This is a genomic window from Nitrosococcus halophilus Nc 4 (assembly GCF_000024725.1).
Lineage (GTDB): Bacteria > Pseudomonadota > Gammaproteobacteria > Nitrosococcales > Nitrosococcaceae > Nitrosococcus > Nitrosococcus halophilus.
Map to the genome: position 1 here is coordinate 2248012 of NC_013960.1, position 26359 is coordinate 2274370.

Below are 26359 nucleotides of genomic sequence, written 5' to 3' on the forward strand. Positions count from 1 at the left end.
TACGATCTTTATTTCAAAATGGGAGTTTTTTCCAGGTAAGAGGAAAACATAAAAGGCGGGCGTTTCTAAGAACTCAAAAGTATAAGAATAACTATATATCAATTTGTTAAAGCATAGTATTGTGCAAAAAACGGCTTTTAAAAATCATTTTGGTGGGCTTATCATCTTTTCTCAAAGAAGCCGAAAGAGTGTAAAAAGTTTAGACATTTTATGACAGCCTCACTTAGTAAAGTTATCTCTGGCTGGGGACGCTACCCGGTAGCAGAATCTATACTGGTACGTCCTGAACAAATGCGACAGGTTCGCATGCCTGAGGGGGATAGTTTAATTTGCCGGGGTCAGGGCCGAAGCTATGGTGATGCCGCTATTTCTTCCCAAGGTTGGGTGATGCTCACTGAGCGCCTTAACCGATTTTTGGCTTTTGATAGTGTCACTGGGCTGTTAACGGCTGAGGCTGGCGTGACTCTAGCAGAAATTCTGGAGACTTTTGTGCCTCGTGGCTGGTTTCCAACAGTCACTCCAGGAACCCAATATGTTTCTCTAGGGGGAGCTGTAGCCGCCGATGTTCATGGTAAAAATCATCACCATGGGGGGACCTTTGCTGCTCATGTCACGGAGCTAGAATTAATTCTTGCAGATGGACGCCGACAACGTTGCTCCCCTGGGAAGAATGAAGCGCTCTTCTGGGCCACTGTGGGGGGGATGGGGCTGACGGGAATTATCACCGAAGTGAGTTTCCGCCTGATGCCTATCGAGACGGCTGCTATCGTGGCCCAGCATTATGCAGCCCCAGACCTTGAGACTACTTTCAAATGGTTGGAGGATGCTGACCATGACGATCAGTACAGCGTTGCTTGGATCGACTGCGCTGGTCGTGGTCGCCAGCTTGGCCGAGGCATTGTTATGGGTGGCCATCACGCGGGTCGCGATGAATTACCGAGTGATTGGGAAGAACCGCTAGGTTTTTCGCCTCGGCAACCAAAAAATGTTCCCTTTGACCTGCCTAGGTTTGTTCTCAATCGATTCACGGTGGCTGCCTTCAATGAGCATTATTATCGCCGTCAAGGAAGCAAGAAAAGACCCTTTGTTACTAATTGCCATGATTTTTTCTATCCTTTGGACGCATTGAATGATTGGAATCGTCTGTATGGTAAGCGGGGGTTTCTTCAGTATCAGGTCGCCATTCCGGAGCCCCATGCTTATGAGGGAATGCGTTGTTTACTGGAAAGTCTCGCGAGCAGCCGGCAACCCTCGTTTTTGGCTGTGCTCAAGCGTTTGGGTCCGGGGAATGCCGCCCCTTTGTCCTTTCCCTTGGCAGGCTATACTCTGGCTTTGGATTTACCCATGGCGGGTGAAAAGGTACTCAATTTATTGCGGCGATTGGATGAGTTAGTGCTTGAGTATGGGGGGCGGGTGTATCTGGCCAAGGATGCACGCCTGAGTCCAGAGAGCTTGCGCACTATGTATCCTCGCCTTGGGGAATGGCAGCAGATTAAACGGATGGTCGACCCAGAAGGGCGTTTTCAGTCCGATCTCTCGCGCCGGTTGCAATTGACAGGTGCACCATGAGGGGGCCGGTCTTGGTGTTGGGGGCTACTTCTGCAATTGCCCGCGGCACGGCGTTGGCATTAGCGCGTCGTGGCCACCCCCTGTACTTGGGGGGGAGGGATGAATCTGAATTAGCGCGGATCGCGGCCGATCTCAATATCCGGTATCAAGTCGAAGTGGGCTACGGCGCAGTTGATGCCACGGATTATGCGGTGCATCGCCCCTTCCTAGAGCGAGTCGTTGAAACCATGGGGGGGCTAGAGGGAGTGGTGTTGGCGCTCGGGTATCTGGGAGATCCGGTCACTGCTCGGACACGCTTTGAGGAGGCCGAAAAGATTATTACCGTCAATTTCACCGGCGCTGTTTCTCTCCTTGGTGAATGTGCCAATTATCTGGAAGGCAAAGGCGCGGGTTTTATTATTGGCTTGTCCTCAGTGGCTGGGGATCGGGGTCGGCAAAGCAATTATCATTACGGTGCGGCTAAAGGGGGGCTGAGCATTTTCCTTCAAGGCTTGCGTAATCGCTTATTTCCTGCAGGCGTGCGGGTGCTTACAGTCAAGCCAGGATTTGTGGATACTGCGATGACTTTCGGCTCGCCAGGTCTTTTTTGGGTAGCCTCACCTGTTAAGGTGGGCGAGCAGATTGTGGCGGCCTTGGAGCACCATCGTGATGTCGTTTATGTCCCTTGGTTCTGGCGCTATATGATGTTCATCATCCGTATAATTCCAGAGCCGTTATTTAAGCGTCTCAAGCTCTGATGAGGACGGAACAGGATCTGCCTACTGTAGCAGCCTTTGATTTTGATGGCACCCTTACCTATATGGATAGCCTGTTACCTTTTTTGCACGCTGTCGCGGGAACCCGCCGTTTTACACGGGATTTAGTGGTGCTGTCCCCTACCTTGCTGGCTTACAAAAGGGGGAGGCTTAGCAACGATGAGGCCAAGCAACAGGTTTTGGCTCATTTTTTAGGGGGGCGAGAGCTGGTCAGCCTTGAGCAGATAGTGCATCATTTTATTCAGCAGACACTCCCTTATCTATTACGTCGACGAGCCTTGCAACGTTTAGCATGGCACCAGCGCCAAAACCATCGTTGTATCCTGGTCAGCGCCTCCTTGGAGCTCTATTTGAAGCCCTGGGCTGAGAACATGGGTTTTATGGAAGTACTTGGTTCCCATTTGGAATTGACGTCTGCTGGCGTGCTGACAGGGCGACTGAGTGGAAAAAACTGCTACGGTGAGGAAAAACCGCGGCGTTTGGCCGCATTACTTGGTGACCGCCGTTGCTATCGCTTATACGCTTATGGGGATAGTAAGGGAGATCAAGCATTACTGGATTACGCCGATTATGCTTATTACCGCCAATTTCCCATGGAGAGTAGGTTTTGAATCACCCCCGCGCCTTGCTGCATCTGATGCGGCCCCACCAATGGTTGAAAAATAGCTTTGTTTTTGTGGGCGTATTCTTCGGCCATGCTTGGAATAACCTCACCTTGGTCATTCTTACTATTGTTATGGCGGTAGCTTTTTCTCTGCTTTCCAGTGCTATTTATATTATTAACGATCTGAGTGATCGGGAGAGCGACCGTAACCACCCCATTAAACGGCACCGGCCACTTGCTGCGGGTACCGTCAGCATAGGTATAGCCATTGGCTTGGCGGCAGTCTTACTAGTGGTAAGCCTCGGGTTGGGATTGTGGGTTTCCCAAGCTGCGCTGTTAATCCTGCTGGGCTACGCTTTCATGAATCTTGCTTATTCATTTAGGCTCAAACATGTAGTGCTTTTAGATGTGTTTATTATTGCTGCGGGTTTTTTATTGCGGATTTTGGCGGGTACGGTTGGGGTAGGTATCCCTCCTTCCCAGTGGTTGGTTTTGTGCTCTCTAATGCTGACTTTATTTTTAGGCTTTGCCAAGAGACGCGCTGAAATCATGACCTTGCAAGAGGGTAGTGTGGAGCACCGTCGGGTGCTAGTCTACTATAGCCCTATCCTGCTTGATAAGATGATCACGGTGACCGCGGCTTGTGTACTAATGTCCTATGGTCTCTATACTATGAGTCCGGAAACAATCCGGATTCACCAAACTGAAAATCTCATCTATACGTTGCCGTTGGTGATGTACGCCATATTTCGTTATATTTTCTTGCTTCACCATAGGGGCAAAGGAGGGGAGCCTTCCCGTGATTTGATGCGTGACCCCCATATCCTGATTTCAGTGGCGGGCTGGGTAGTCCTCACTTTCTGGCTGATTTATTAGAAGCGCGACAATGGCAAGTGCTGAGATTAAACTTGGGGAGGGCTGGCGTTTTAGGGCGTTTTTGGCCTCGGTGGCATTCTCTGCCTTGGGCTATTTGGGGGTTTCCCTGTGGGGGGGATGGAATGAAGTCTTGCATGCCGTAGCGGCTGTTGGCTTTTTTGGCACTGCCATCGCTTTAGGGCTCTCTTTGGTGAATTATGGATTGCGCTTTGTACGATGGCAGCATTATTTGCAACTGCTTGGTCACCCTCTTCCCCCAGCGTCTAGTCTGCGTATCTATTTGGCTGGATTTGCATTGACTACTACTCCAGGTAAAGCAGGTGAGATGCTTCGAAGCGTGTTTTTAAAACACCATGGGATGCCTTACTCTAAAAGTTTGGCGGCTTTCTTTGCGGAACGTCTTTGTGATCTCATCGCAGTGCTTATCCTGGTGGCAGCGGGTGCTTGGCGCCATGAGGGTGCCCAGCCGATCATCTTTGGTCTCGGGGCAGTTCTGATTCTAGGCCTTGCGTTATTACATGTTCCCCGCTGGCTTCGAGGCATAGAGACCTGGGTAGAGCGTCTTTCCAAACCACGGTTGCGAACTTTTTTGGTCTCAGCCATTGAAATGATCTTGCATTTTCGCCGCTGTTTCGCCTTCTCCACAATGGCCTATGCTATCCTTTTGGGTCTTATTGCCTGGGGTGCTGAGGGGCTGGGACTATATTATGTGGCCAATTGGATGGGAGGTGAGGTTAGCCTTACGGAAGCAGTGTTTATTTATGCCTTTTCTATGCTTATTGGGGCGTTGAGCTTTCTGCCCGGAGGGCTAGGTAGCGCCGAAGTCACGATGATAGGGTTATTGCTGTTAAATGGTATGGGGGAGGCTCAAGCTGTTGCTTGTACCTTATTTGTACGACTGGCTACGCTGTGGTTTGCTGTTGTTTTAGGGCTATTGGCTTTACCTCGCAGAGGTTAGGCACCAGGTTTTGGTTTCTCTATCCTCGTCATCTTACTTTGGAAATATCATTGGTACTGGGTCCCGATTCTGATGGGAAGCAAGCCTAGTTACCAGAATATGCTAATATAAAAAAATATATAGGACTCAAAAACGAAACAGGGTGGATCGGATTTGCAGATAGTGGATATGCTAGAGATAATCTTTGCGATGATAAAACTAGCTCGCAAGCACTTTGCTGGGGAACAGCTTCGTTCGGTAGGATAACTAGTGATTTCTGATTTGTGGTTATCGATGATCGCACGCCAGTGGAACAGTTGCTGAGTTGAGTTGCTACATGATCCTTGGCATGCTGACCCTGCGAGCAGAGAGTGATGCTAGTCAAACGTTGGCGGCGCTCTTTAAACGGATCGGTAGTCCCCCCGTAGATAGAGATAGCGCACTTGACCAAATCCAAACGTTTGGCTCTCGTCTGGCTATCATGGCTATACCGGATATGCCCTACAGCCGACCTCGAATAAGTATAATTCCCTTTTCAGATGGCCAGCTCATCGTCCTCGCCGATGTATACATTGGGGAACGCGGGAGTCAGCCAGAGAAAACTGATACTCTTTCTCCAGAGCTCCCCCTATCCTGGTCACTGCCGGGAAGATGGATCGCCATATCCGTGCCCCATGACACTAATAAGCCTATCCAGTGGGCCTCAGATCCTATCGGAGCACAGTGGCTCTACTTTGCAGAAACCTCCGATGGAGTAGTGTTCTCTGACAGCTTTCGGATTGTCGCTAAGGCAGCTGATAGAGGCCAGAATATCGACCCGGAAGCCCTTTGCCGTGCTCTGGTTCTCGGCTATAACCTGGAGCAAGAGACCATCATCCCTAGCGTGAAGCTCGCTCCTGGCGGCTGCGTTTACGAATGGGGTACTGGAGACTTTCACAGCGTCCGTAGCCATCAACTCGAGTACGGAGATGCTCTCGCCGGAGCGACTGACGCCGAGAAGGTTGCTCAAGTTGAGGCCGCCTTCCACGAGGCTGCTCTCTCTTGGAAGAAGGTTTTACCGACACGGACTGCTCTCTCCTTATCCGCTGGCCTAGACTCTCGGACTGCTTTAGCCTATCTTCGTCGGGTTGGAGTGGAGATGTCTTTCCACACCTTTGGGCAACCCGGCAGCACCGAGGTGATAGGAGCTCAAGCGGTTGCACAGCATATTAGCTGTAATACCCGTCTCTTTGAGATTCCGACTGCTTCCTGGGGAGACTGGGCAATGAACATTCAGAGGCTGGGTGGCGTCGGCCCAGTGCAACAGTCGGGCTGGGCACAGAGGTGGCGGGCAATGCTTGCCAATGAAGCCGATGCAGTCGTGATCGGCTACTTAGGGGATGCGCTGACGGGAAAGCATCTTAGCTCGCGGCAACTAGATCGAAGCGACTGGATCAATTATTGGACCCACTGGAGCTTAAGCTGGGAATGGCAGGAATGGCCTGGACTTCGCAAAAAGTGGCGCAAAGGCCTCTTTAACAACCTTGCCGCCAACTTCCGTCAGGCTACAAATACACTAGAGGTTGCTTTCCCACACCAGAAGGCATTTCATCTCGATCTCTACTGTCGCCAACGCCGCTGGGTAGCCTCACAACCTAATGATATAGGAGCGGTGCTGCTTCCCGTATGCTTTTTCTACCATCCGGCTATCTGGAAGATATGGGCAAATCTTCCCTTACATGACCTGGAACGCCAAGCCCTCTACAGGCGAGCGAACCACCAGTTGTTTCCCGAGCTATTCCACCGCCCGGTATCGCCGGCAGAAGACATGTTCCAGCGCGCTCTTTGGAAGCTCGCTCGATTCCTCAAGAGAGCAGATGTTGGGCTACCGCCGTCGGAACGGCCGCGGGTGATCGACCGATGGCAGGCACTAGAAGTAACCCGGCAACGGATCATCGATCAATTGGAACACAGCCGCGAACCGCTAGAGCAGGTCGTGGACGTCGATTTCGTCCTAGAGAGGATGGACACCTTCGGGTTGCAACGACCCTCAGAAGCCGAGTGCGCAATGATCATGCGGGTGGTGAACGCATCGCACCTTATATCGGCTACTATCTAGACGTCTTTCCATGTGCTTGCAAGAGATACGTAGCATGGTGTGGCATGAATAGATTCTGTTCAATCGGAATGGGAGATCATCTTCAGCCCTGTAGAAGCATATCGCTTGCGAGTTTTTTCTATGGCCCAGTGGAAGACCAAGCTATATTCTCTTCCCGAACGGGTTCCCGATCCTGGACGAGGTACGTCAAGGTTGAACATCTCTATGACTGAGCGGAGCCGGGTTTTGGAAAGATACCATCCCAATGTTCCGTACCGTATCTTCCGAAACAATCGAACCCTGACCTCCTCCACCATGCGCCGGGCGGTATCTCGCCCATGAGGTCCGAATCTGATTTTGCTTTCTCGAAACCGTAGAAAATCATCCCAAGATGTTTCAGTAAATAGCGCGGGAATATTGCCGGCGATCCACATGGGCTGAGTCACGGCCTTCTTGATAGTGCCAAAAGCTTGTCTGGGCACCCCTGCTTCCTCAGCCATTCGTCGTGGAATAGGTCGGTCATACCAGCCACCTAACCGGAATTTGGACATTTCATTAGATAAGGAAATTTTATTAAGTTCGGGCCGTCTATACATAGTTAGCAGTGGAATGGGTAAATTCAGGAAACCTACTCGTAGCCGGAACTCGGACATGGAGCCACCGAGACCACCAGTTGTGGATCGTCCGTAGCGATGGTTATCTACATTCTTGGTGGTGACATTCCACAAACCATCTCCGAAATCACCCTTTATGAAGAGCCGCTTCTCAAGTGTGGTGCTTAATGGTGCATAGACAACGTCGTCGCCGCCGTTTCCGGTGGCTAGGAACTCAGCCTCAGGGTACTGGTGTAATTCAAAATATGCTTCGCGTTTAACCGGTAGTAGGGTGACTTCGAGTGCTTTTGCAATATCCGTTGCATCCTCCATGTGTCCGTGCCGAGAATCAATAAATGTTATCGCTTCCGTACAACCAATTGACTTGGCGAGCGCTGTGCACGCTGGGGAATCATAGCCAGTCGAAAGCGAACTCAACGGAGTATACCGAATAGCTCGAGCGGTGTCCGTAGCGTTATCGTAAATAGCATGAATGATTTCAGTGAGGTAGTCGATATATCCGGTGTAATTGGTAAACACAGGAGGCGCAGGTCGAGGTATCCGCCGCTGAGTGAGGTCGCGGTCAATGGCGATGCCATCATGATAGTGAAGGGTGACTCGATGCTTCCTGTCAAGTGGAACCGAAGTTACCGCTTTGTTGTGCCCTCGAAGAATTGAAAAAAAGTCTGTTTCGTAGAAGCCATAGTCGTCCAACAGCTGTAGTGAACTGACCTCTAACAAGTAACAGAAGGAATTGGAGATGTAGAGTGTGTTCCCATTGCACACACTGTGAAGCCGCTCGGTAGGATACGTTGCAGGAAAAAAAAATACCTCGCTAGAATTGAGAGTACCGCCCGATCCTAACAAGACTTCGGAATCACGGAGTTTGCCTTTGCAAAAATCGCCCAACCAGGCACCCTCAACAAAGAAAGTAGTTGCGCGTTCTACCCAGGGACCGTGCTCAACGACTACTGTATCATTCCCTTTGGTGATGCTCGCGCACCACGCTAATCGGGGAATTGCAGCATTTTCACGATAACAAAAACGAAAGCTCATGTCCTGCTCGCTAGAATTTCTCTTCGGTCTGGCGGACCCTTGAAAAAGGGAAAAAGCTCATTTAAGGAAGACTCTCATACGGCAAGGAAAGGAACTCATTCTCAGAGCAGTCGGTATAGCCTTGATGATTGGTGAAAGGAGCCTCGAACCATGGTGCATGTCAGAAGAAAATGGTATGAGCTGTGTAATGCTCGGTATTTAATTTATCAGGCAGTGTAGGAATAAATTTCATCTTCAGGGCTGTTTTCATGATATGCGGTCCTGTAGCCCTATCAAGCCCTGCTACGCATCCTCAAGAACTTTGGAGCTTGATAGGACTACAGGGACCAGCACTTTGGCTACCATGCCCTGAATGCAATTTCATCTGATAATGTCCGATAAGTTAAGTGCCAACTTTTACACATTTATAATGCCTCTGATTTTCCGCGATGCTCAATCCTCGTTGTGTCTGCGTCCTTGTGCGACAGAATATCATGTTTTGTTTCCTTTTTCATGATCCTCTCGTAAATGGGGCAACATCGACTCATTTGCTCATGCGGTGGACAGACCGCTCCTGCAGAGCGTCACGCAACGCCTGGTGTTATAGATGAGGTTCATCAATCCGATCTTGGTTTTAAGCCCGTACCAGCTCAATCACCCGGATAAACAGGCCCCCATCTCGTTTTCCATCGAACCAAAGACATATTCGATGCAGGCGCGTGTTTGGGATTTTCTGCGGTTCGCCTCTTTCTCTTGCTTGTGGAGCAGCCGGTGGCGATAGCCTTTCCTATGATAACCCCCCGCTTTCAGCACGAGTTCATTCTCTTCGCTACGGTGGGCACTGTCAGCCCACACCGCCTTGGAGATGTTCTCACCCAATAGCCGAAAAAATACCTGGGAGTCATGCACCTCAGCGGAGGTGAGCTCAAAATCGCGGATCAGCTTGGGTTCATTGTCGATGACGAGATGATCTTTGTCGCCGTAGTATTTCTGCCCGTTCTTCTCGGGCCAGCGCGCCTCCAGGTCTTTTTGCCGCTTCACGTGGGGGTGCTTCTCGAAACGCCCAGGCCTCTTGCCCTCCTTGAACTGAGCGTTCTCTTCACGGTGGTTGCGCTAGATGGGGGCGCTCACCAGGCTGGCGACGACAATCTGTCCTTTGCAGGCCTTCAATCCTCTCTCTTCCAGTTACTGCTCAAAATCCTTGAACAGCGGCTTGATGAGGTACTTTTCCGTGAGTTGCTCCCAGAACAACCAGAGGGTCTTGGCACCCGGTCTTCGGGGTTGAGCCCCAGAAAACGACAGAAGCTGTAGCGCTCGCAGATCTGAAACTCCAATTCCTCACCGCTAAGATGATAAAGCTGTTGCAGCACCCCTGCCTTGAACATCATCACCACGTCAAAGGCTTTTTTACCGACCGCACTTTTCCTCGCCTTCTCTCGGCATCGCTGCAAGGCCTCCCGAAACCCTTCCCACTCAATTTAAGCCCGATCAAAGCGTCTTGCTCGTTTAACTTCTTTGGGCTGCATCTTTATCACCAGGGTAGAGTTTTAGGTTATTTTACATGGAATGGCGAATTTTTAGAGGTACCCTAACGATATCGTGGGGGTAGTGCACAAAAAGTAATGCTTTGACTTTGTGAAAACAGAGCGACTCCGTTGTAATAGGAAGTGACCAAACTTTCTTTAACAAGGAACCACTCTGATGAACAACTTGCGTTGCCCACATTGTGGATTATCGCACATTAAGAAAAACGGTCGCACCCACTATGGTAAACAAAACCACGCCTGTCTGGACTGTGGGCGGCAGTTTGTGGCTGAGGCCCATCGTATTGACGAGACCACGCGCACCTTGGTCAAAAAATTACTGCTAGAGCGGCTGTCGTTGCGAGGCATTTGTCGGGTACTGGAGGTGAGCTTGACGTGGTTGCTGCAACGCACACTTGCCTGATGATCTAGGTGTTCAACCGGTCTCACCCGATCGGGCCATTGAGCTCCTTTGTCTGGAAGTCCAAGCCGATGAATTGTGGAGCTTTATCGGCTGTAAAGCGAATAAGCAATGGCTCTGGCTGGCGCTCGATCCCTGCTTACGCCAAGTCTTGGCCTTCTCTGTCGGTGACCGCTCACGGGACAGTGCCCATCAGCTATGGCAGCGTCTTCCGACAAGCTATCGCAAATACGCCACTTTTTCCACCGACGACTGGGAGGCCTATCGGGGCATTATTCCCCCAGCGCAACATCAAGTGTGTTCCAAGGGGTCGGGGCAAACCAATGCCATCGAACGGTTTAACTGCACCTTGCGCCAGCGCGTCTCGCGCTTAGTTCGTCACACCCTTTCATTTTCGAAAAAACTGGCTAATCATATCGGAGCAATCAAATTCTTTATTTGTCATTACAACCAAGAAGTCATACGACAATTCTGAGCAGCATTACTTTTTGAGCACTACCTTGTCTTTTTAAAGGCTCTTAACCGATTTTGCAAAAGGCCTGGTGGTTCATACACCGTCGACCCAATTCGAGATTGTTCCACCGCCCTGAAAGTTTTCGCTCTCGACTTCACACAAGATAATGTATAATTCCAATCTTCCTTATAATATTCAATAATCTTTTGCCTTTGTTCACTGGTTAGAAAATCCTTGTCAGGGAGAAAACCGAGCCAGTGCTGAGAGAACTGACGAGGCTCTAACCTAAAAGCGCTCGTAAAAGCGTTTTTAATTTTAAAACGGCCATCTGGATTAAGATGAGAATGAGCAAATTGATTCAGCCAACGCAGAACTTTAGCTTGATAATAACTAACGCCTGTGTTCATAAACTGCATATTAATTTCTTCTAGCTTCGGAGCGGCTGCACCAATGAATTTCTCTATATCTTTCAATAGGCATTGTAGATCTTTTTTTATTTCATCTTGCAGAAAAGTAAAAGGTATATCTCCAAAATGTTTTGTTATGGAATCAATCCTATTTTTATAGAGGAATTGATCTTTCTTCATAAAGCCTCGGTCATTGTTAATATCAAAGTATTCTTCGAATTTCAACGTACCACCTTCATGAAGAAATTGCTTATAAGAGGATACTATAAATCCGTCATGGCGCCTAAAACTTATTAAGATGCGCGACGATGGAAACAAGTCACTAAGCTGTTTTAGGCTGGAGTCAACTTGAGATTGGGTAGCCCATAGTATTCCCGCCAACCTCTCATTGGAATACAAGTAATTCTCCTTATCGTGCAAACGAAGAAAGCGATCAAACGGAGACCAGGGAGGCAGATATTTAATACCGTGAAATTTTGGAAAAACATTTTTTTGCATAAAAGTGGTGCCGGTTTTGTGCATTCCAACATGAAAATAAAACATGTCTTGGGTCTCCAATAATAAGTTGGTCGTATTCGTTTACCGCTTCTCTAAAGCAGTTGTCCCTGTCCTGGGATGCGGTTGAGGATCCCGTTGGTAGAATTTGCAAAACTCATGAAAGATCTCCACCGGCCAGCGGTAGCTCCACACGCGAATGACCCGGCTCCCTCCCCAGTGCAACCCATCGGTGAGTAAAAAGCAGGGGGTATCACCCAAATCCGTCTGCTGATGGAACATGACTGGGCGCTTGCCACCATAGCGCTTTAGCCCACTCAGTTTTAGTAAACACCCAGAAGGCGGTATGCTCGCCATGACGCAGGATCACCGTCAGGGCTCGAAAGCTTTCGGGGTGCTGCTGGCCAACTCGGCGGCCACCGCATCGACGCAGTGCCATTGAATCAGCCGAGCGTTCCCCAGCTCCGAAACCCAATGCTTGTCCTGCTGTACAATCAGCTGAGTTAACGGCAGCGAGAGCTCTCCTTGTCAAAAGCTACGGCGCGTGTGGAAAATACCCCTCGGCTTGGAGTTGGCGAACGATCTCCACGGCCATCTCCGTGCGTTTGCGATAACCCAAGCGGTTCTTCTGATGATGGAGCAAGTCAATAAATCGCTTTCGCGCCGATTCTAGCTCCGGGTAGTCGGGTTAAGTTGTCATGGTCAGACACCCTAATTTTTCTGCCTGATAGTTGGGGAATTGCACGTCCACCGCTAAACCATCTACTCTCTCGATATTGGCTACTGCCACTGAAATTAGAACTTAAGCGTTTTCTGCCCTGGCATCAAGCCCGCATCGACTGTTTAGCGCAATTGATCGTGGCGATGGTTCAAGTGCGGACGGTAAATTTAACGCAACTGGCGTTGGGTTTGATGCGCTGGTGCAGCGGGAATCGGTTTATCAACGGGTGAAGCGTTTTTTTCGTCATCATAAACTTGAAACCGACCTGGTATCGGTGCTGGTGACGAGTTGGCTAGATTTGGGCGATCGTTGGGTGCTATGCCTAGATCGGACCACCTGGCAGTTGAGGCGCACGCCGATCAACGTGTTGGTCCTGTCAGTGGCCTATGCTGGGGTGTCCGTGCCGCTAATGTGGACGGTGTTGGGGAAAAAAGGCAATTCCTCCACCGAGGAGCGAGGGCAGAGGGTGTCAAATTTTCTGTGTAACTAATTTTCAATTGGGCATCCGCTCCCCGAAGAGGATGACGAATTGATTGTCTGACGGTAGACCGGGAATTCCGCGGCCATCGGTGGTTAGCTTATCTGCTCCAGCGCGGGATTCGGTTTCGCCTGCGCATTCCCAATAACACCCAGACCCATAACCGTCAGCGTAATGCTCGTTTGCCCGTCACCCGGCTGTTCAGCATTCAGATCGGCGAGACGATGATACTCAACCGGCCACGGCGCCTGGGGGTCATACCTTATCACCACCCACGCCCCAGAGCAGGCGCTCGAGGACTATCGCAGACGCTGGCAAACGCGGTGTCTGTTTGCGGCGATGAAGCGCCAGGGCTTCAACCTCGAAGACACGCATATCACCGACCCGGACCGGGTCGCTCGATTAATCGCAGTCATGACCTTGGCGCATCATAATGCCGTATTTTTTCAGTTACTGATACCAATTCGTACTGACCCCGCATGTTATAATGAGGAGGTTTGAAAGCGAGTTTATGGGGAGGAGCGAGGTTGATGAGTCGCCGCCTAGAGCTAGAAATCACGGAGAGTGCCGAGGAATTAAAAGCGCTGCTTCACCAGCAGAGCGAGGTGAAACTCAAAGAACGAGTTCAGGCGTTATATTTGCTCAAGAGCGAGCAGGTCACCGAACTCAAAGCCTTGGGGAAAGTGCTAGGGCGCAATCCCTCCACCCTTTACCGCTGGTTTGAGGGGTATCGGGCCCGAGGGTTAGCAGGCTTGCTTGAGCTTGGGACGGCGCATAATGGGCGTGCCCGAGCTATACCGCCGGCGGTGGAGCAGGCCTTAAAGCAGCGTTTGAAAGAACCGCCGGGTTTTAAGAGCTATGGGGCGATTCAACAGTGGCTGAGGGAAGAATACGGGTTGCAGATTAAGTATAAAACGGTACATCAGACAGTACGTTACCGGCTCAAAGCCAAGCTCAAAGTGGCGCGCCCGAGCCACCTTCATCGAGAGGAAGCGGCGGGGGTGGACTTTAAAAAAAACTCCCGCGGCGCCTAGAAGTTTTGCCGGTCCTCTACGGGGCGGAAGACCCCGCTTTAGCGGTGCGGTATTGGTGTTACGATGAGACGCGCTTTGGGCTTAAAACCATCCCTCGGCGACTGATTACGTTGACCGGCACCAAGCCCCTAGCGCCGGTGCAATGGCAATTTAAAGCCTTCTATCTCTATGGGGCAGTGGAGCCGCTGAGCGGGGAAAGCTTCTTTTTGGAGTTCTCTCATCACGATAGCGACTGTTTTCAGATTTATTTGGATCACCTCGCTCAACGCTATCCCCACGCTCTCCATATCGTTCAACTTGATAATGCCAGCTCTCATTGGGCCAAGAAGCTGGAGTTGCCTGAGAATATCGTGTTGATGTTCCAGCCTCCCTATAGCCCCGAGCTCAACCCTATCGAGCGACTTTGGCAACACATGAAAGATCAGCTCAGTTGGGTTCTCTTTAGCACACTGGACTCCCTTCGACAGACTGTCGGGGAAATCCTCCAGGACCTCACTCCACAAACGATTCGTTCTTTAACCGGTTACCCCTTTATCCTCTCCGCTTTAAAGCATGCAAATATTTAAAGAAATGGTATCATGGCGCTTTTGATGGTCATGACGGTTTGCCTCCTGGTTTACTCGGCCCTGGAACGCCGTATCCGTACCACCCTCGCCGCTCATCAGGCCAGCGTGCCCGATCAAAAGGGCAAACCGACCCAGAAGCCGATTACCCGCTGGATATTTGAACTCTTTTTAGATGTGCATTTACTCTTGATCACCCAAGAGACCACCCAACTCTTGACCGTCAATCTCAAAGAAGAACTCAGAACACTGTTGTCCTTGCTCGGCTTGCCTTATCAGGAGGCTTATCCGTGAAAAATCTCAAAGTAGGGTCGGAAAGTCGGTTTGAGGCTTACCGAGCCGGTGTCCCATCATTCCTCGATGAACCGTATCCGAGATCGCTTTGGCGAGTCGATTTTTGCTGAACTCTTTGAGCGGTTTATCCGGCATTGACAGGAGGAAGGGCAGCGGCGAGGTCGACGCATTTTGGCAGATGCCCGCTTGGTGGAAGCCGATGTCAGCAGTCCCGATCCCAATGCGAGTTGGGTCTCTCGCCCGGGAGGGATACAAAAAACTGGGTGACAAAGCCCATTTTTCTGTGGATGGGGATAGTCAAATGGTCACGGATGGTCACGGACTGCTTCACTATGCCTGGGGTCCGGCACGAAGGTCCGGTCCTCCCCGGGCGAATGGACTATGACTATCGCTGCCAAACCCTAGGTCTGCCCGTCAAAGAGATCATCGCTGATCGGGGGTATAGTCGTGGCTCCACCTATGCGCCACTGCGCGAGCAGAAAATCCGCCATAACATTCCCTTGCATGATCCCTATACACCCCGTGACTTCAGCTACAACCGACAGAAGGAGCGGTACCTGCTGTCCTCAAGGCGATTATCTTTATCCCTCTGTATTTCAGCGCCTACCCCTTCGCCATACGGTTTTGGCAAAACCCCACTCTACCTCTCAGCTTATCGCGGGTGCTTCACCACAGGTGTTTTTCAACAGAGCGTCTAGGGTTTTACACGGGTTAGATGCTCACTTAAACATCGTTATACAGAAAACTTGACATCCTTAGAGAGCATCACTAATCTCGCGTACGAGTGTTCTGGCGACACTCTTGCAACAAACCTCCACCGCATGCTCTGCATGAACGGCCTATGCATGGAAACCTTTACAATTGCTACCCTAACTTAGATCTTGGATTATGTTGAGCCCGTTTTGTTTTTCTATGGCAATGAGTTCATGGATTTTTGGATAAATTATTAGGAGTTGATAATTTGATTGACCAGAAACTTTGTATTGAATCTTGTACACGCTAGGCATGGCAGACAGAGTCGATGGGTTTCGAGTACGAATTGATGAGCAATTGGCCCTGCCAGGCATGGCTTGCAGAATGTCGCAAGGGGGGTCAGAAAGTCACTGTCTACCATGGTTCTCGAGTGGATGTTACCCAAGAATTTTTTTGTGAGGCGGTGTGGCCTGGATCATATGAAGCAGGAGAGTTTGATCAGACGGATGTAGTTGCGGGAAGCGGAGGGCGTATAAGAGGAAAAGACATAATATTCGTCTCTTCTGGATCCACAGTTGATCGTTTGAGCATGTTGAGAAGGGATGATGGTGTATGGTTGTCGAATTCGCTCGTATGCCTGCTGTCTATAATCGATGCTGAACTGGATCCAACATATGGATATTACTACAAAGATTTGTATTCAGTCACTTACGGCATCGATAATTACCAACGATTTTTATCGAGTTCTAAAGGGGACATTGAGCTCGTCTATTTTGACAACGTGCTGTGGGATGGCAGCGTAGCCTCTGTGATTCCTAAGCCCACAGCAGATATAGAGCTTGCAAATTTTGGACAATACTTGGGCTTTCTGGAAAGAACTATGGAACGCATGGCCGAAAACATTCAGAGTCAAAGTCGGCCCAAACAACTTCATATGCTGGGGACACTTTCTACGGGATACGATTCACCGACGGTAATGACGCTAGCAAGCCGAGTTGGGTGCGATGAAGCTATCTGTTTTGACCGAACCCACCTCGATGAAGAGGATAGCGGGGAAACCATTGCGAGTTATCTTGGTGTGCGCCCTATCGTTTTGTCAGGGACTGCTTGGCGGCATTTACAGAAACCGGAAATTCCTTTTATCGCCGCGAACAGCATGGGAGAGGAAGTGCGTTTTAGTGCGGCAGAGGAGACCCTAGCAGGACGGGTTCTTCTGACAGGCTATCATGGCGATAAAATGTGGGGCAAACACACAAAGCACCTCGGCCCGAATGTTGTTCGCGGAGATCCTTCTGGATTGGGTTTGGCTGAGTTTAGGCTGTGGGCTGGCTTCATTCATTGCCCCGTCCCTTTTTGGGCGGTTAGGTTTATCCGAGACGTGAATCGGATTAGTAATGATCCGGAGATGAGCCAGTGGGATGTGAGTGACGAGTACAGTCGTCCCATATGTCGACGTATTGTCGAGAGCAAAGGAGTGCCCCGAGAAGCCTTCGGTGTGAACAAGCGCATGGCGTCGGTAATAATTCACAACTACGATGAGTTTCTCACCCCTTCTTCTATGCAAGACTTTTTGCTGTGGCTCAAAGATCACAGATCCATATGGTGGGGTAGAGGGCGTATACCGCCTCTTGCGAGCGCAAGTTTGGATCGGCGGCTTCATCAAGCCGCTAACCTTTTTGCCGATTGGGCCAAGCAGCAGCCGGCGATTTGGCGTATGGCTAGCTGGTTCGAGGGTAAACCTACTTATCTCAGGCGATTCATTTTTCCCTGGGCCGTGGAAAGAGCTAAGGCCCAATACGGCGAGTTTGCCCCGATCAAGTCGCGTGAGTGAGTTAGCTGCTTGTTATAACCGTGCGTCAGTAATAAAAATTCTGCACTTGGCGATGACCTGGTTTTGGGCATCAAGCCCACAAAACGTTAATAGCCGATCTACTCAGGAAAAGCGCTCTTGAAGGTGGCAGTTGAAAGTGTATCGTTTCGGTAGCCTGGTTTGCGTTGATATTTATTGACACGACTTGGAAAGTTAAGGGTCTAAAGAGCATGATAGGGGAAAAATAGCTCAAGGAAATGCTGAGAGATGTGGCTACCTTATCAAAGAGGGTCTAGCACCTTACCGGGATCTGTTCTGTCGGGAGGCAGGTTTTGAACATGTGAGCCGATACGTGACGGGTCTGTTGCTCAGCTCTAATAAAACGCTGCAAGGGATTTACGCCCAGCAGGTGTGGCCGGAATCTCAAGGGGTGAGTCAACGGGCGATGCACGCGGCGGTATTTGAGGCGGGCTGGGACAGTGCAGGATTGATGGGACGGCATCGAGCGGTGGTGTCGGGAGCGCATCATGGACGGGGCTTGGAAGTGATGAGCCTGGATTGGACCTATCTCCATCATGACCGGGGACCGAAGATTTACGCTACCAAGCGTGCGTATGACTATGTGGAAGGGCGGATGAGCCGTCACCAGACACTGGTCACGGCGGTAGTGGCCAATACCGATAGAATCGATGGTTTAGCGGTCGAGGTGCAGTTCCCTAATTACCAGGCAGAAGAGTTAGGCTATTTGAACATGACAGCCCCAAGAGGACTACGCGGACTTGGAGGCTGCCCGGCAGCGATTTATTGACTTGCTCCCTTATCAGAAAAATCGGTTGTCCTACCGCAAGCGTACGGAAATGGCCGTGGAGATTGTGCGTCAATTAGAGACCGAGGGCCAGTTTCCGCAAGCCCACTACGCGTTTGATAATGGGGTGCTCTCACTGCCGCTCACGCGGTTGATTGAACAGCAAGGGAAGCATTGGGTGTCGGAGCTGGAAAGCTCGCGGCTCATTCAATGGCAGGGGCAATGGCGCCGGGTCGATGAGATCGCCACCGAGTTGCGCCAGCACCCTCCCGAGAGCTTTCGTCGCGTCAACGTGAAGCTGCGTAGCGGTGAGGAAAAATCCTTCTGGGTCTTTACCAAGACCGTGCGGTTAAAGCGCTATGGTCGCAAACGCCTGGTCATTGTTCATGAGCAGGCCGAGCTACCGGACCCGCCCCGATTTTTACTCACCGATGCCCTGCAACTGGGAAGGAAGCCGGGTGATTCGGGTCTGGAGCTACCGCTGGCCGGTGGAAATCTTTCATGGGTTTTGCAAACAGGCCGTGGGGCTGGAAGCGTCTCAGGTGCGCAGGGAGGAGGCGGTCAAACGCCACTTCCGCTTGAGTTGCGTAGCGCAGTCGCTGCTTCAGCGCACCCCGGCAGGCGGCAGAAAATCTGAACGATTTACCTTTGCTGAAAACCACCAGCACACTGTCGGCCAGAAACTCCATACCCTCACCCGTCAGGCCTTAGGGCAGATGTTGCACTTCGTGTAAGCCCTCTTCGCACAGGGGCAATCTCAGGAATAGGTGTTGGAGCAGCTGATGCCCCCTTAACTCTACCCCTATCTCCGCATTTTGAGGTTAACTTTCCAAGTCGTGTGTTGCATCATTCCCATGTGGTGCCCATTCAGGGGGAAAGTTATCGATTGAGGGAGAAACGTCAGGCCGGTGTGTTTCCGGCTTCCAAAATCAGAGACGATTAATAAAGCGGGTGGGTCAAATTTCAATCGGTGTTGATAGGGGCTCAGCTAAGCATAGATTTGCCTATTGACAACCCGGAGGATCATATGGGTATACCCTAACCTGTGCGACATATGGGAGCGGAGGTCAATTCGTGCAACAACGCCTTCCAAAATATGCCAATTGCATGATATTGTTGCTGGGGTTTTTGTCGATCGAGTATGAACTTGGCGTGCGGATATAATTTTGTGATCTCCCAATCTAGAACACTACTGTGGGTTTTTCACGCAGGCAGTGTCAACGCCGAGTTCTGTAGTAATCCTATTCCATCGCAGAAAGCGCTTCAGATAAAAGAGCTAGCCGTGCCGCTCAGTCGGCTGGAGCGCTATAGCCGCCGTAATCTTATCGGAGAGATCTTGGGTTTGCTCGAAGCTGCAGCTGCAGCTGCAGTACGCTCGCTGCTCGCAGTCCCTGTGGGAAAAGGGTAAAGGAGAGCATGACCAGAAGCGAAAACAAACCGGGAGTTCGGCGCTCGATGGTGGTCACGACGCTGAGCCGCTATTCGGTTCTGATTATCTCACTGGTCTCCACGATGGCCTTGGCGCGCCTGCTTACTCCGGCTGAGATTGGAATCTTTTCCATGGCGGTGGTCTTCGTGAACCTTGCCCACTCCATGCGTGACTTCGGTGTGGGCCAGTACATCATTCAGGAGAAGGAGCTTACTACTGAACGCATCCGCTCCGCCTTCGGGATTACGTTGGTAATTGCCTGGTCCATGGCCATTCTGCTAGCGGTTGCGGCACCTTGGACCGCCGGTTTCTACGGTGACGAGCGGGTGACGGAAATCCTGCGGGTCCTTGCCATCAATTTCGCTTTGATCCCGTTCGGCTCGGTGGTCCTGTCATACATGAGGCGGGAGATGCAGTTTACAACCATTTTCCTCGTGGCTGTCAGCAGTGAAGTCATCCGTGCCGCAAGCAGCATCTGGTTCGCATGGATAGGCCTCGGGGCCATGAGCTTAGCGTGGAGCGCACTCCTCGGTGTAATCGCCACAGTGGCGCTGGCCCGTCTCTTGGGGCCCAGGCACTTCGTCGTGCGCCCAGAATTTCGGGAGTGGCGAAGGGTTGTAGGTTTTGGAGGGCAAGCTACGCTTGCGACCATCGCGCTCGAGTTTCAGCGGGGTGCGCCTGACGTCATCATTGGCCGGTATTTGAGCGCTGCGGCGGTTGGTTTCTTCGGCAAGGCCCTCAGTGTCATTCAGCTATTTGACCGCACCGTGTTGGCGGCGGTACACCCGGTAATCTTGCCGCACATGTCGGCGAAGCACCGATCGGGAGATAGCATCACGGATTTTTATGCCCATGGACTTGGATTAATCACGGCCCTAGCGTGGCCGTTCTATGCCTTCGTCGCCATAATGGCGCTCCCGGTGGTTCGAATCCTGTTCGGTGACCAGTGGGATGCTGTTGTTCCTCTGGCACGCATTTTGTCCATCTATGCGGCAGTCAATGTGCTCTTCGCCTTTGCCGGACAGGCTCTAGTTGCAGTCGGCGCGGTACACCTGCTGGTGCGGTTACGGGTTGCCACGCTATTGGCAACGATCTCGGCACTGGCGCTGGCTGTTCCCCAGGGGCTGGAGGCTGTTGCCTTCGCCATGGTCTTTCCGGCTGCGGTGGGATGGCTCTATTCCTATTGGTTGATGCGTTCGGCTATTGGTCTCGAATTCAGTATCTATGCAAGGGCCATCATTTCAAGCTTGCTGATCACCGCTGCTACGGCAGCGCTCCCGATGCTCCATCTTTGGGCGACGGCTGGTGTCGGTCAGCCCCTTTGGCAGACTTTTATCATTGGCGCCGCGGGGGGCGGCGTGGGTTGGCTCGCTGCTGTAATCGCACTCCGTCATCCCATCTGGGACGAATTGAGACTGCTGTTTTTCCATGCCCGAAACCGAGTGTGGCCGGTCAGCGGCTAACTACTTTGAAAGGCGCTATGGACCGGACCGTTTGGCCGACAGCTTTCTGTGGGCGGTGACTAAAAACATGGAGCGCTACAGCGTTCCGCACTATATTTAGATATTGGCAGTAGTCGATGCAGCGTGAACGACCAAGGGGGTACGGCAGTGGAATTTAGGATGCAAAAGAATGCGGCATTGCCGCGACTGGCTTGGTGTGCTCGCATTGAGCGCGGTTCCGATATCGTTACTGTGGAGCACGGGCCCTGGGTAGAAAGCCAGGACGACTTTTTCTTCGAAGGTGCATGGGCCGGACCCTATGATCGTCGTGGTTTGTTGGGCGCCGAAGCGGTGTTGGGTTCTGGGGGGGGGCTATCCAAGGATCAGGTAGTGTTCATTCCCAGCAGCCATACCATGGAGCGCCTGCACTTCTGCCGGGATTGCGACCGCCTCTTTGTCTCCAATTCATTTGTCTACCTGCTCACAGTGCTCGAAGATGGACCTGATCCGATGCACGCCGAGTACGAATCGGAGTTTTTGACAATACTGAAGGGCTATCATCGCGCGCGACAGTGGGTCCCTACAGCGAGAAGGCGCCGGATTCAGCTCCAGTATTACCGTAGGCTCAGCGTCGACCGCAATCTCCATATGCGCATGGATCTTCCACCATCCCTTCCCCATTTCCGCACCTATGAGGATTACATGGGCCATCTTGAAGCGACAGCGCAACAGGTTCTTGGCAATGCCAACGATTCTCGCCGTTCCATCACCTATGCGCCGCTCGTCACTGTCTCCACAGGGTATGACTCGCCGGCGTGCGCGGTAATCGCGCGCAAGTGCGGCGGTACTCAGGCAGTGACTTTCTGCAGTGCGCGGATGGAGTTTAATGAGGCCACCCCTCAGAATACTAACGACGACGGGGGTAAAATCGGACGACAGCTCGGTTTCAGCGTAGCCGAATTCGACCGCTCGCACTATCTTGAGCGTGAAGACGCCCCAGAGGCTGAGTTCCTAGCCACAGGCAATGGCGGTGATGATGTGGTGATGTCGGTGTTGGCCGAGCAGCTTCCCGGTACAGTGTTATTCACCGGATTCCGTGGCGACACGATTTGGGACTTCGCGCCGCAAGCCATTGCGGACAGTACTCAATTCAAGAGCAAGGATCCTTCCGGGGCCTCACTAGGGGAATTCCGATTGCGACTGGGCTTCATCCACGCGCCGTTGCCGGTCCTGATGATGCCTCGCCACGACGAGATCCTGAAAATCTCTCAATCGCCTGAAATGGCACCCTGGCGTCTTGGAAACGATTACGATAGGCCTATTCCCCGGCGGCTAGTCGAATCGGCTGGCATCGATCGACAGGCGTTTGGACAGGAGAAGAAGGCAATTACGCAACCTTTTTGGGTGACTCTGGACAACGATGGGATGTTCTCGGCGGCATCGCGGCAGGCTCTGCTGGCATTCTCGCGCGAACTCGACTCCCGTAACCGTCGATCAGTGCGTTACCGTCTGCGCTGCGCATGGGCTTCTCTGTATCTTTGGATTGTGTGGCGGGGCAATGTAGTCGCTGACCGGCTTGGCCTGCGAGTGCCGCTACGAATGCCCATCTCCCTTCGCCTGCTGGTTTCCCAGACGGGGTACAAGTTTCATTGGGCCGTTGCGCAGATTCGTGACCGTTACCGACCGGCCATGCTCGGCCGGGAGGACACAGCGCCCGTTTCGGCGGTAGCACCGTCGGCGCACGGGGTCGCGAGCGAGTAAACCGAAATGCTTTGGAGACTGCGCCAACGCGTTGCACGGATTTCCGAGGACCTTGGTGCATTGTGTCGTGCGGTGCGAGAACATGGCGAAGCGGCTCGCGAGGCCTCCGGAAAGTCGTTATGGGGCCAGGTCGTGGAGATGATCGCGCTGCGCAGTGGCTTTGGTCACCTTGCTCCTGATGAATACTATCAGTATTGCTTATTCGATGACCAGCGCTTCAGTCCCGAGCAGAAGCAAGCCTTTCTGGGTCGGCAGATGGAGTACGATCTTTGGAAGCTGTTCAACTCCCAGCATTGGCATGCCATTGCAAACGACAAGTTGGTCGCGTACAGCTTGTTCGAAGCTTTGCAGTTGCCTACACCCAAACTGTACGCAGCCTATCATCCGATCCGCCGTCATGGCGCTTTGACGGTGGTGCGGAACGGCGCCGAATTGGGGCAGTTTCTTCGCGAGCAGGCGCCGTTTCCCTTGGTCGCCAAGCCTGTGCTCGGAATGTGGGGAAAAGGCGTGTACGCTGTGGACTGTTTCGATGGTGAATGTGACGAGCTGGTGCTGGTTAACGGGCGGCGCATCGCCGTGACGGAGTTTGTGGAGACCCTCGAGCCGCTGGCGGAGAAAGGATACCTCTTTCAGGAGCTTCTGAAGCCGCACCCGGTGGTGTCAGATCTGTGTGGCAATCGCATCTGCAGCGTTCGCATGGTCACGTTGCTGGATCCGGTGCCCCAGGTGATTAGCACCCTCTGGAAAGTTGCTGCGGGCGGCGCAATGGCTGATAATTTTTGGGAGCCTGGCAATCTTGTGGGGCCTATCGGCGCAGAGACTGGAGTCGTTGGACAGATGTTCACGGGTCTCGGTCTACAGCGCCGCGACGTTTCCGAGCACCCGGATACCGGGAAATGGCTGGTGGGGGTAACGTTACCGGACTGGGGGCGGGCACTGGAGCTTTGCCTGGAGGGCACTGCATCGTTGCCGGGTTTGAAGATGCAGGCGTGGGATATTGCGCTGACGGACCGGGGTCCGGTTATGCTCGAGGTAAATATCATCGGCGGGCTGCGTCTGCCCCAGTTGGTGGTCGACGCGGGGATCAACAGAGGTCCTCTAAAGGATCTTCTGCACAAACACAGATGCGTGTAGTGCATACATCTGGCACTGATCGGCGGTAACGGTTTTCAGGGGGCGCTGCTCGATGACTATGGACGCTGAAGAGGCTTACCAAACCTATAGTGACTTTGCGTTCGCCGTGGAGCCAAGGGTAGACGCGCCGCTGACACCGGAGCAACGGATGGTTCTGGAGCGAGCTTTGCAGGCTCCGGCCATTGGTATATTACTGCGCGGCTTCTCAGTCCGGGTGTCTACACAGCGCCAGCCCCTGCGGGTCCTGCGTGACGGAAGTTTGGAGATCGGTTCTAGTGCACTCGCGCATTCTGCGCTGGCGATTTTCCATTTGCGACATGGGGTAGAGCAACTTGCATGGGCACGGGCGGCGCGTGGGTCGATGCAAGAGGTCTCGGCGGCGTTGCTTGCGTTGCATTCTAGCTTGCTTTTTCTTGAAAGCATGCATTCAGAAGATCGGGCGCGGGTTTTAGCAGCGGGTCCCGCCTGGCTGGGAGATTCCTTTGGATCCCTGATATTCCAGCGCACCCAGCAAAGTTCGCCGCAGGTTATCGCTGCCGGCTTGGCGCGTTTCCTGTCATTCTTATATGAGGTAACTGACTATCTTTCTCGTTCCGCCGAAGATTGCGAAGCTGCGGTCGCATGCGCGGCGGAGGGTTTAGCAATCGCTCAGCCGACAGAGCGATTGCTGACTCTTGGAGGCGACGAACGACTCTTGGTCCGCCCGGATTTAGGACTCAACAGATACGGATGCAGCCCGAGCCCACGTTCCCGGGCGATCACGTTCTCCACATGTACCGCCTCCTCGATTTCGGCACCCGGGTATGGGAGCGCCGAAGCGCAGCGCCGGCACCTGTTCCCGGCGGCCCTAGCCGGTCGGCTGGTAGATGGATTCGTCGAAGAGATGGCATGGGCGAGGGGACGCTTGGCTGACGTATTGCAGCTTGAACAGGTATCCGGTGCCAAGGTCTTGCTGACACCATCGGGCACGGATGCAGAGTTATTTGCGGTGTATTGCGCGAGCGTGGTGGCCAAGCGACCCTTATTAAACATCCTTATTTCCCCACGAGAGATCGGCAGTGGCAGTCGGCATGCAGCTGCTGGGCGACATTTCGACCACATGAGCCCGTTGGGTGGTGCGGTTCAGCCCGGCGCGGCGGTGGAGGGTTTGCCCTGCGATCAGATTCGAGTACGGGAGTTAGAATTGCGCGACGAGATGGGGCAGGCCCTGCCTCGTAATGAGGTGGAAGATCGCCTGTGCGAGCTGGTGAGAAGAGGGATCAAGGTCGGCGAATCGGTGCTCATTCATGTTTTGGACTCGTCCAAGACAGGGTTGGGGGCGCCCGGTCTCGATTGCATCGCGCACTTGCAGGCGACTTATGGCGATCAGGTCGCAGTGATCGTGGATGCGGCCCAGATGCGGGTGAGCCGCGCCAACCTGGCCGGTTACCTGCGGCAAGGTTTCTACGTGATTGCGACTGGATCGAAGTTCTTTACTGGCCCGCCGTTTGCAGGGGCGCTCCTGGTCCCGTCGTCGGTGGTCAGTGGCATCAAGGCGGAGAAAACCTTTCCACGAGGTCTCGGCTGCTACGTGAGCCGCTGGGACGTCCCTGAGGAGTGGTGCGCCCAGGCGCTGCACTTGGGCACCTCACCCAACTACGGGCTGCTTCTGCGATGGCAGGCAGCATTATGGGAAATGGAAGCCTTTTTCGCTGCAGATTCGAGAAGTCGGTACGGTATTTTCCGCGATTTCGCCGAAATTCTGCACAGCCGTATGGGCCGGTGGTCGTGCATCGAACCGCTACCACCGTCCGTTTACCGGCGGGCCAGTGGGGAAGAGAGTGAATCTTGGGATAGTGTTCCTACCATCTTCACCTTTCTGGTACGGCGCACCTCGGGCCTGTTGAGCTACGACGAGGCGACAGCAGCGTATCACTGGCTCAATACGGACTTATCCCCGTGGCTTCCCTCAGGGGTTTCGGACGCAGAGCGACGATTGGCGGGTCAATGTTGCCATATCGGACAGCCGGTACGAATTCGTTACCAAGATGGGATTTGGATTGGCGCGCTTAGGATTGCTCCGGGAGCTCGGCTGGTATCCCGTGTTTGTTTCGATCCTTCGATTGGTGAAGATCGGGCGCAACGGCTGGTACAGCAAATCAGTGCAGCGTGCATAGTGCTCGATAAACTAGACGTAATTTGTAGATATTGGGAAAATCTCGTGGAAGCGTCAAAACGCGCGCCCATATTCCGGATGCTAGGACCCAAGTGAGAGAGCCCCTCGATGCCACTAAGAGATATTGTCATTACGGCCATCGTACTTGGAGTTATTCCCCTTTGTTTTGACGTGGTCTTGGCTCGGGATGCTACTCTGGTCATGGATCGGCTACAAAAAAAAATTGTAAAACTCGGTATTTCATTTATCAGACAGTGTAGGAACAAATTCCATCTTCAGGGCTATTTTCATGGT

The 26359-nt window shown here is 52.4% G+C and carries 24 protein-coding genes and 4 pseudogenes; 22 read left to right on the top strand and 6 right to left on the bottom strand.

The window, feature by feature from the left end; translation table 11 throughout:
- The first annotated feature begins 210 nt into the window (after positions 1 to 210).
- From NHAL_RS10570 to NHAL_RS10595, 6 genes are all read left to right on the top strand, one after another.
- On the top strand, positions 211 to 1569 hold the full coding sequence (locus NHAL_RS10570; RefSeq protein WP_013033133.1) for an FAD-binding oxidoreductase: 1359 nt from the start codon (positions 211 to 213) through the stop codon (positions 1567 to 1569).
- Positions 1566 to 2306, top strand: a complete 741-nt coding sequence (locus tag NHAL_RS10575; RefSeq protein WP_013033134.1) for an SDR family oxidoreductase — start codon at positions 1566 to 1568, stop codon at positions 2304 to 2306. The genes NHAL_RS10570 and NHAL_RS10575 overlap by 4 nt, the downstream gene beginning before the upstream one ends.
- Positions 2306 to 2935 (top strand): HAD-IB family hydrolase, encoded by a 630-nt coding sequence (locus tag NHAL_RS10580; protein ID WP_013033135.1) that lies wholly within the window; start codon positions 2306 to 2308, stop codon positions 2933 to 2935. Before NHAL_RS10575 ends, NHAL_RS10580 begins: the two co-directional genes overlap by 1 nt.
- Entirely contained in the window at positions 2932 to 3804 is an 873-nt protein-coding gene (locus NHAL_RS10585; protein ID WP_013033136.1) for a decaprenyl-phosphate phosphoribosyltransferase, read from the top strand. Before NHAL_RS10580 ends, NHAL_RS10585 begins: the two co-directional genes overlap by 4 nt.
- Before the next feature lie 10 nt (positions 3805 to 3814).
- Entirely contained in the window at positions 3815 to 4762 is a 948-nt protein-coding gene (locus NHAL_RS10590; protein WP_013033137.1) for a lysylphosphatidylglycerol synthase transmembrane domain-containing protein, read from the top strand.
- Between the two features lie 316 nt (positions 4763 to 5078).
- Positions 5079 to 6839, top strand: a complete 1761-nt coding sequence (locus NHAL_RS10595) for an asparagine synthetase B family protein (RefSeq protein ID WP_013033138.1) — start codon at positions 5079 to 5081, stop codon at positions 6837 to 6839.
- Between the two features lie 59 nt (positions 6840 to 6898).
- Here NHAL_RS10595 and NHAL_RS10600 read toward each other — a convergent pair whose 3' ends face one another.
- Both NHAL_RS10600 and NHAL_RS19835 read right to left on the bottom strand, forming a co-directional pair.
- The gene (locus NHAL_RS10600; protein WP_013033139.1) at positions 6899 to 8467 is read right to left on the bottom strand and encodes a hypothetical protein; all 1569 of its coding nucleotides are present in this window, start codon (positions 8465 to 8467) and stop codon (positions 6899 to 6901) included.
- 633 nt (positions 8468 to 9100) lie between these two features.
- Complete coding sequence (locus NHAL_RS19835; RefSeq protein ID WP_049780635.1) at positions 9101 to 9487, bottom strand: transposase; 387 nt, start codon at positions 9485 to 9487, stop codon at positions 9101 to 9103.
- Positions 9488 to 9493: 6 nt separating this feature from the next.
- Between NHAL_RS19835 and NHAL_RS21980 the strand changes: the two genes are divergently transcribed.
- Positions 9494 to 9757: a hypothetical protein gene (locus tag NHAL_RS21980; RefSeq protein ID WP_238985336.1), complete on the top strand. Its 264-nt coding sequence runs from the start codon at positions 9494 to 9496 to the stop codon at positions 9755 to 9757.
- A 2-nt stretch (positions 9758 to 9759) separates the two neighbouring features.
- Here NHAL_RS21980 and NHAL_RS22585 read toward each other — a convergent pair.
- A pseudogene (locus tag NHAL_RS22585) lies at positions 9760 to 9897 on the bottom strand (transposase); the annotation flags it as partial.
- 259 nt (positions 9898 to 10156) lie between these two features.
- Here NHAL_RS22585 and NHAL_RS10615 point away from each other — a divergent pair.
- A pseudogene (locus NHAL_RS10615) lies at positions 10157 to 10865 on the top strand (IS1 family transposase).
- 20 nt (positions 10866 to 10885) lie between these two features.
- Here NHAL_RS10615 and NHAL_RS10620 read toward each other — a convergent pair.
- The 3 genes from NHAL_RS10620 to NHAL_RS21145 are packed head-to-tail and all read right to left on the bottom strand — an operon-like array spanning position 10886 to position 12185.
- The gene (locus tag NHAL_RS10620; protein ID WP_013033142.1) at positions 10886 to 11794 is read right to left on the bottom strand and encodes a hypothetical protein; all 909 of its coding nucleotides are present in this window, start codon (positions 11792 to 11794) and stop codon (positions 10886 to 10888) included.
- Between the two features lie 36 nt (positions 11795 to 11830).
- Complete coding sequence (locus NHAL_RS19845) at positions 11831 to 12028, bottom strand: hypothetical protein (RefSeq protein ID WP_013033143.1); 198 nt, start codon at positions 12026 to 12028, stop codon at positions 11831 to 11833.
- Positions 12000 to 12185 (bottom strand): hypothetical protein, encoded by a 186-nt coding sequence (locus NHAL_RS21145; RefSeq protein ID WP_162010827.1) that lies wholly within the window; start codon positions 12183 to 12185, stop codon positions 12000 to 12002. Before NHAL_RS21145 ends, NHAL_RS19845 begins: the two co-directional genes overlap by 29 nt.
- Positions 12186 to 12666: 481 nt before the next feature.
- Between NHAL_RS21145 and NHAL_RS10630 the strand changes: the two genes are divergently transcribed.
- The 14 genes and pseudogenes from NHAL_RS10630 (at position 12667) to NHAL_RS10685 (ending at position 26161) form a co-directional block, all read left to right on the top strand.
- Entirely contained in the window at positions 12667 to 12957 is a 291-nt protein-coding gene (locus tag NHAL_RS10630; protein WP_041354877.1) for a hypothetical protein, read from the top strand.
- A 518-nt stretch (positions 12958 to 13475) separates the two neighbouring features.
- Entirely contained in the window at positions 13476 to 13979 is a 504-nt protein-coding gene (locus NHAL_RS21985) for a helix-turn-helix domain-containing protein (RefSeq protein WP_041354723.1), read from the top strand.
- Positions 13980 to 13984: 5 nt separating this feature from the next.
- Positions 13985 to 14545, top strand: a complete 561-nt coding sequence (locus NHAL_RS21990; RefSeq protein WP_157862509.1) for an IS630 family transposase — start codon at positions 13985 to 13987, stop codon at positions 14543 to 14545.
- Positions 14546 to 14554: 9 nt separating this feature from the next.
- Positions 14555 to 14836, top strand: a pseudogene (locus tag NHAL_RS10645) (IS1634 family transposase); the annotation flags it as partial.
- Positions 14837 to 15099: 263 nt separating this feature from the next.
- Positions 15100 to 15534: a hypothetical protein gene (locus NHAL_RS21150; RefSeq protein WP_157862549.1), complete on the top strand. Its 435-nt coding sequence runs from the start codon at positions 15100 to 15102 to the stop codon at positions 15532 to 15534.
- 689 nt (positions 15535 to 16223) lie between these two features.
- The gene (locus NHAL_RS10655; RefSeq protein WP_238985337.1) at positions 16224 to 17360 is read left to right on the top strand and encodes a hypothetical protein; all 1137 of its coding nucleotides are present in this window, start codon (positions 16224 to 16226) and stop codon (positions 17358 to 17360) included.
- Between the two features lie 319 nt (positions 17361 to 17679).
- Entirely contained in the window at positions 17680 to 18147 is a 468-nt protein-coding gene (locus NHAL_RS21595; protein WP_013033145.1) for a transposase, read from the top strand.
- Positions 18119 to 18781 (top strand): hypothetical protein, encoded by a 663-nt coding sequence (locus NHAL_RS21600; protein WP_013033146.1) that lies wholly within the window; start codon positions 18119 to 18121, stop codon positions 18779 to 18781. Before NHAL_RS21595 ends, NHAL_RS21600 begins: the two co-directional genes overlap by 29 nt.
- A 198-nt stretch (positions 18782 to 18979) precedes the next feature.
- Positions 18980 to 19087: pseudogene (locus NHAL_RS21605) on the top strand (ATP-binding protein); the annotation flags it as partial.
- A gap of 225 nt (positions 19088 to 19312) precedes the next feature.
- Complete coding sequence (locus NHAL_RS10665; protein ID WP_157862550.1) at positions 19313 to 19552, top strand: hypothetical protein; 240 nt, start codon at positions 19313 to 19315, stop codon at positions 19550 to 19552.
- 47 nt (positions 19553 to 19599) lie between these two features.
- On the top strand, positions 19600 to 21036 hold the full coding sequence (locus tag NHAL_RS10670) for a lipopolysaccharide biosynthesis protein (RefSeq protein WP_013033148.1): 1437 nt from the start codon (positions 19600 to 19602) through the stop codon (positions 21034 to 21036).
- 159 nt (positions 21037 to 21195) lie between these two features.
- Positions 21196 to 22776, top strand: coding sequence for a hypothetical protein (locus tag NHAL_RS10675; protein ID WP_013033149.1), 1581 nt, complete (start codon positions 21196 to 21198; stop codon positions 22774 to 22776).
- A 6-nt stretch (positions 22777 to 22782) separates the two neighbouring features.
- On the top strand, positions 22783 to 23910 hold the full coding sequence (locus tag NHAL_RS10680) for a sugar-transfer associated ATP-grasp domain-containing protein (RefSeq protein ID WP_013033150.1): 1128 nt from the start codon (positions 22783 to 22785) through the stop codon (positions 23908 to 23910).
- 106 nt (positions 23911 to 24016) lie between these two features.
- On the top strand, positions 24017 to 26161 hold the full coding sequence (locus NHAL_RS10685; RefSeq protein ID WP_238985338.1) for a hypothetical protein: 2145 nt from the start codon (positions 24017 to 24019) through the stop codon (positions 26159 to 26161).
- Positions 26162 to 26359 lie beyond the last annotated feature (198 nt).

Excerpts from the sequence above, each read along its gene's own strand:
- NHAL_RS10570 (WP_013033133.1), top strand. The coding sequence starts at position 211 with ATGACAGCCTCACTTAGTAAAGTTATCTCTGGCTGGGGACGCTACCCG.
- NHAL_RS10575 (WP_013033134.1), top strand. The coding sequence starts at position 1,566 with ATGAGGGGGCCGGTCTTGGTGTTGGGGGCTACTTCTGCAATTGCCCGC.
- NHAL_RS10580 (WP_013033135.1), top strand. The coding sequence starts at position 2,306 with ATGAGGACGGAACAGGATCTGCCTACTGTAGCAGCCTTTGATTTTGAT.
- NHAL_RS10590 (WP_013033137.1), top strand. The coding sequence starts at position 3,815 with ATGGCAAGTGCTGAGATTAAACTTGGGGAGGGCTGGCGTTTTAGGGCG.
- NHAL_RS10595 (WP_013033138.1), top strand. The coding sequence starts at position 5,079 with ATGATCCTTGGCATGCTGACCCTGCGAGCAGAGAGTGATGCTAGTCAA.
- NHAL_RS10600 (WP_013033139.1), bottom strand. The coding sequence starts at position 8,467 with ATGAGCTTTCGTTTTTGTTATCGTGAAAATGCTGCAATTCCCCGATTA.
- NHAL_RS10620 (WP_013033142.1), bottom strand. The coding sequence starts at position 11,794 with ATGTTTTATTTTCATGTTGGAATGCACAAAACCGGCACCACTTTTATG.
- NHAL_RS19845 (WP_013033143.1), bottom strand. The coding sequence starts at position 12,028 with ATGTTCCATCAGCAGACGGATTTGGGTGATACCCCCTGCTTTTTACTC.
- NHAL_RS21145 (WP_162010827.1), bottom strand. The coding sequence starts at position 12,185 with ATGGCACTGCGTCGATGCGGTGGCCGCCGAGTTGGCCAGCAGCACCCC.
- NHAL_RS21985 (WP_041354723.1), top strand. The coding sequence starts at position 13,476 with ATGAGTCGCCGCCTAGAGCTAGAAATCACGGAGAGTGCCGAGGAATTA.
- NHAL_RS10670 (WP_013033148.1), top strand. The coding sequence starts at position 19,600 with ATGGTGGTCACGACGCTGAGCCGCTATTCGGTTCTGATTATCTCACTG.
- NHAL_RS10675 (WP_013033149.1), top strand. The coding sequence starts at position 21,196 with ATGCAAAAGAATGCGGCATTGCCGCGACTGGCTTGGTGTGCTCGCATT.
- NHAL_RS10680 (WP_013033150.1), top strand. The coding sequence starts at position 22,783 with ATGCTTTGGAGACTGCGCCAACGCGTTGCACGGATTTCCGAGGACCTT.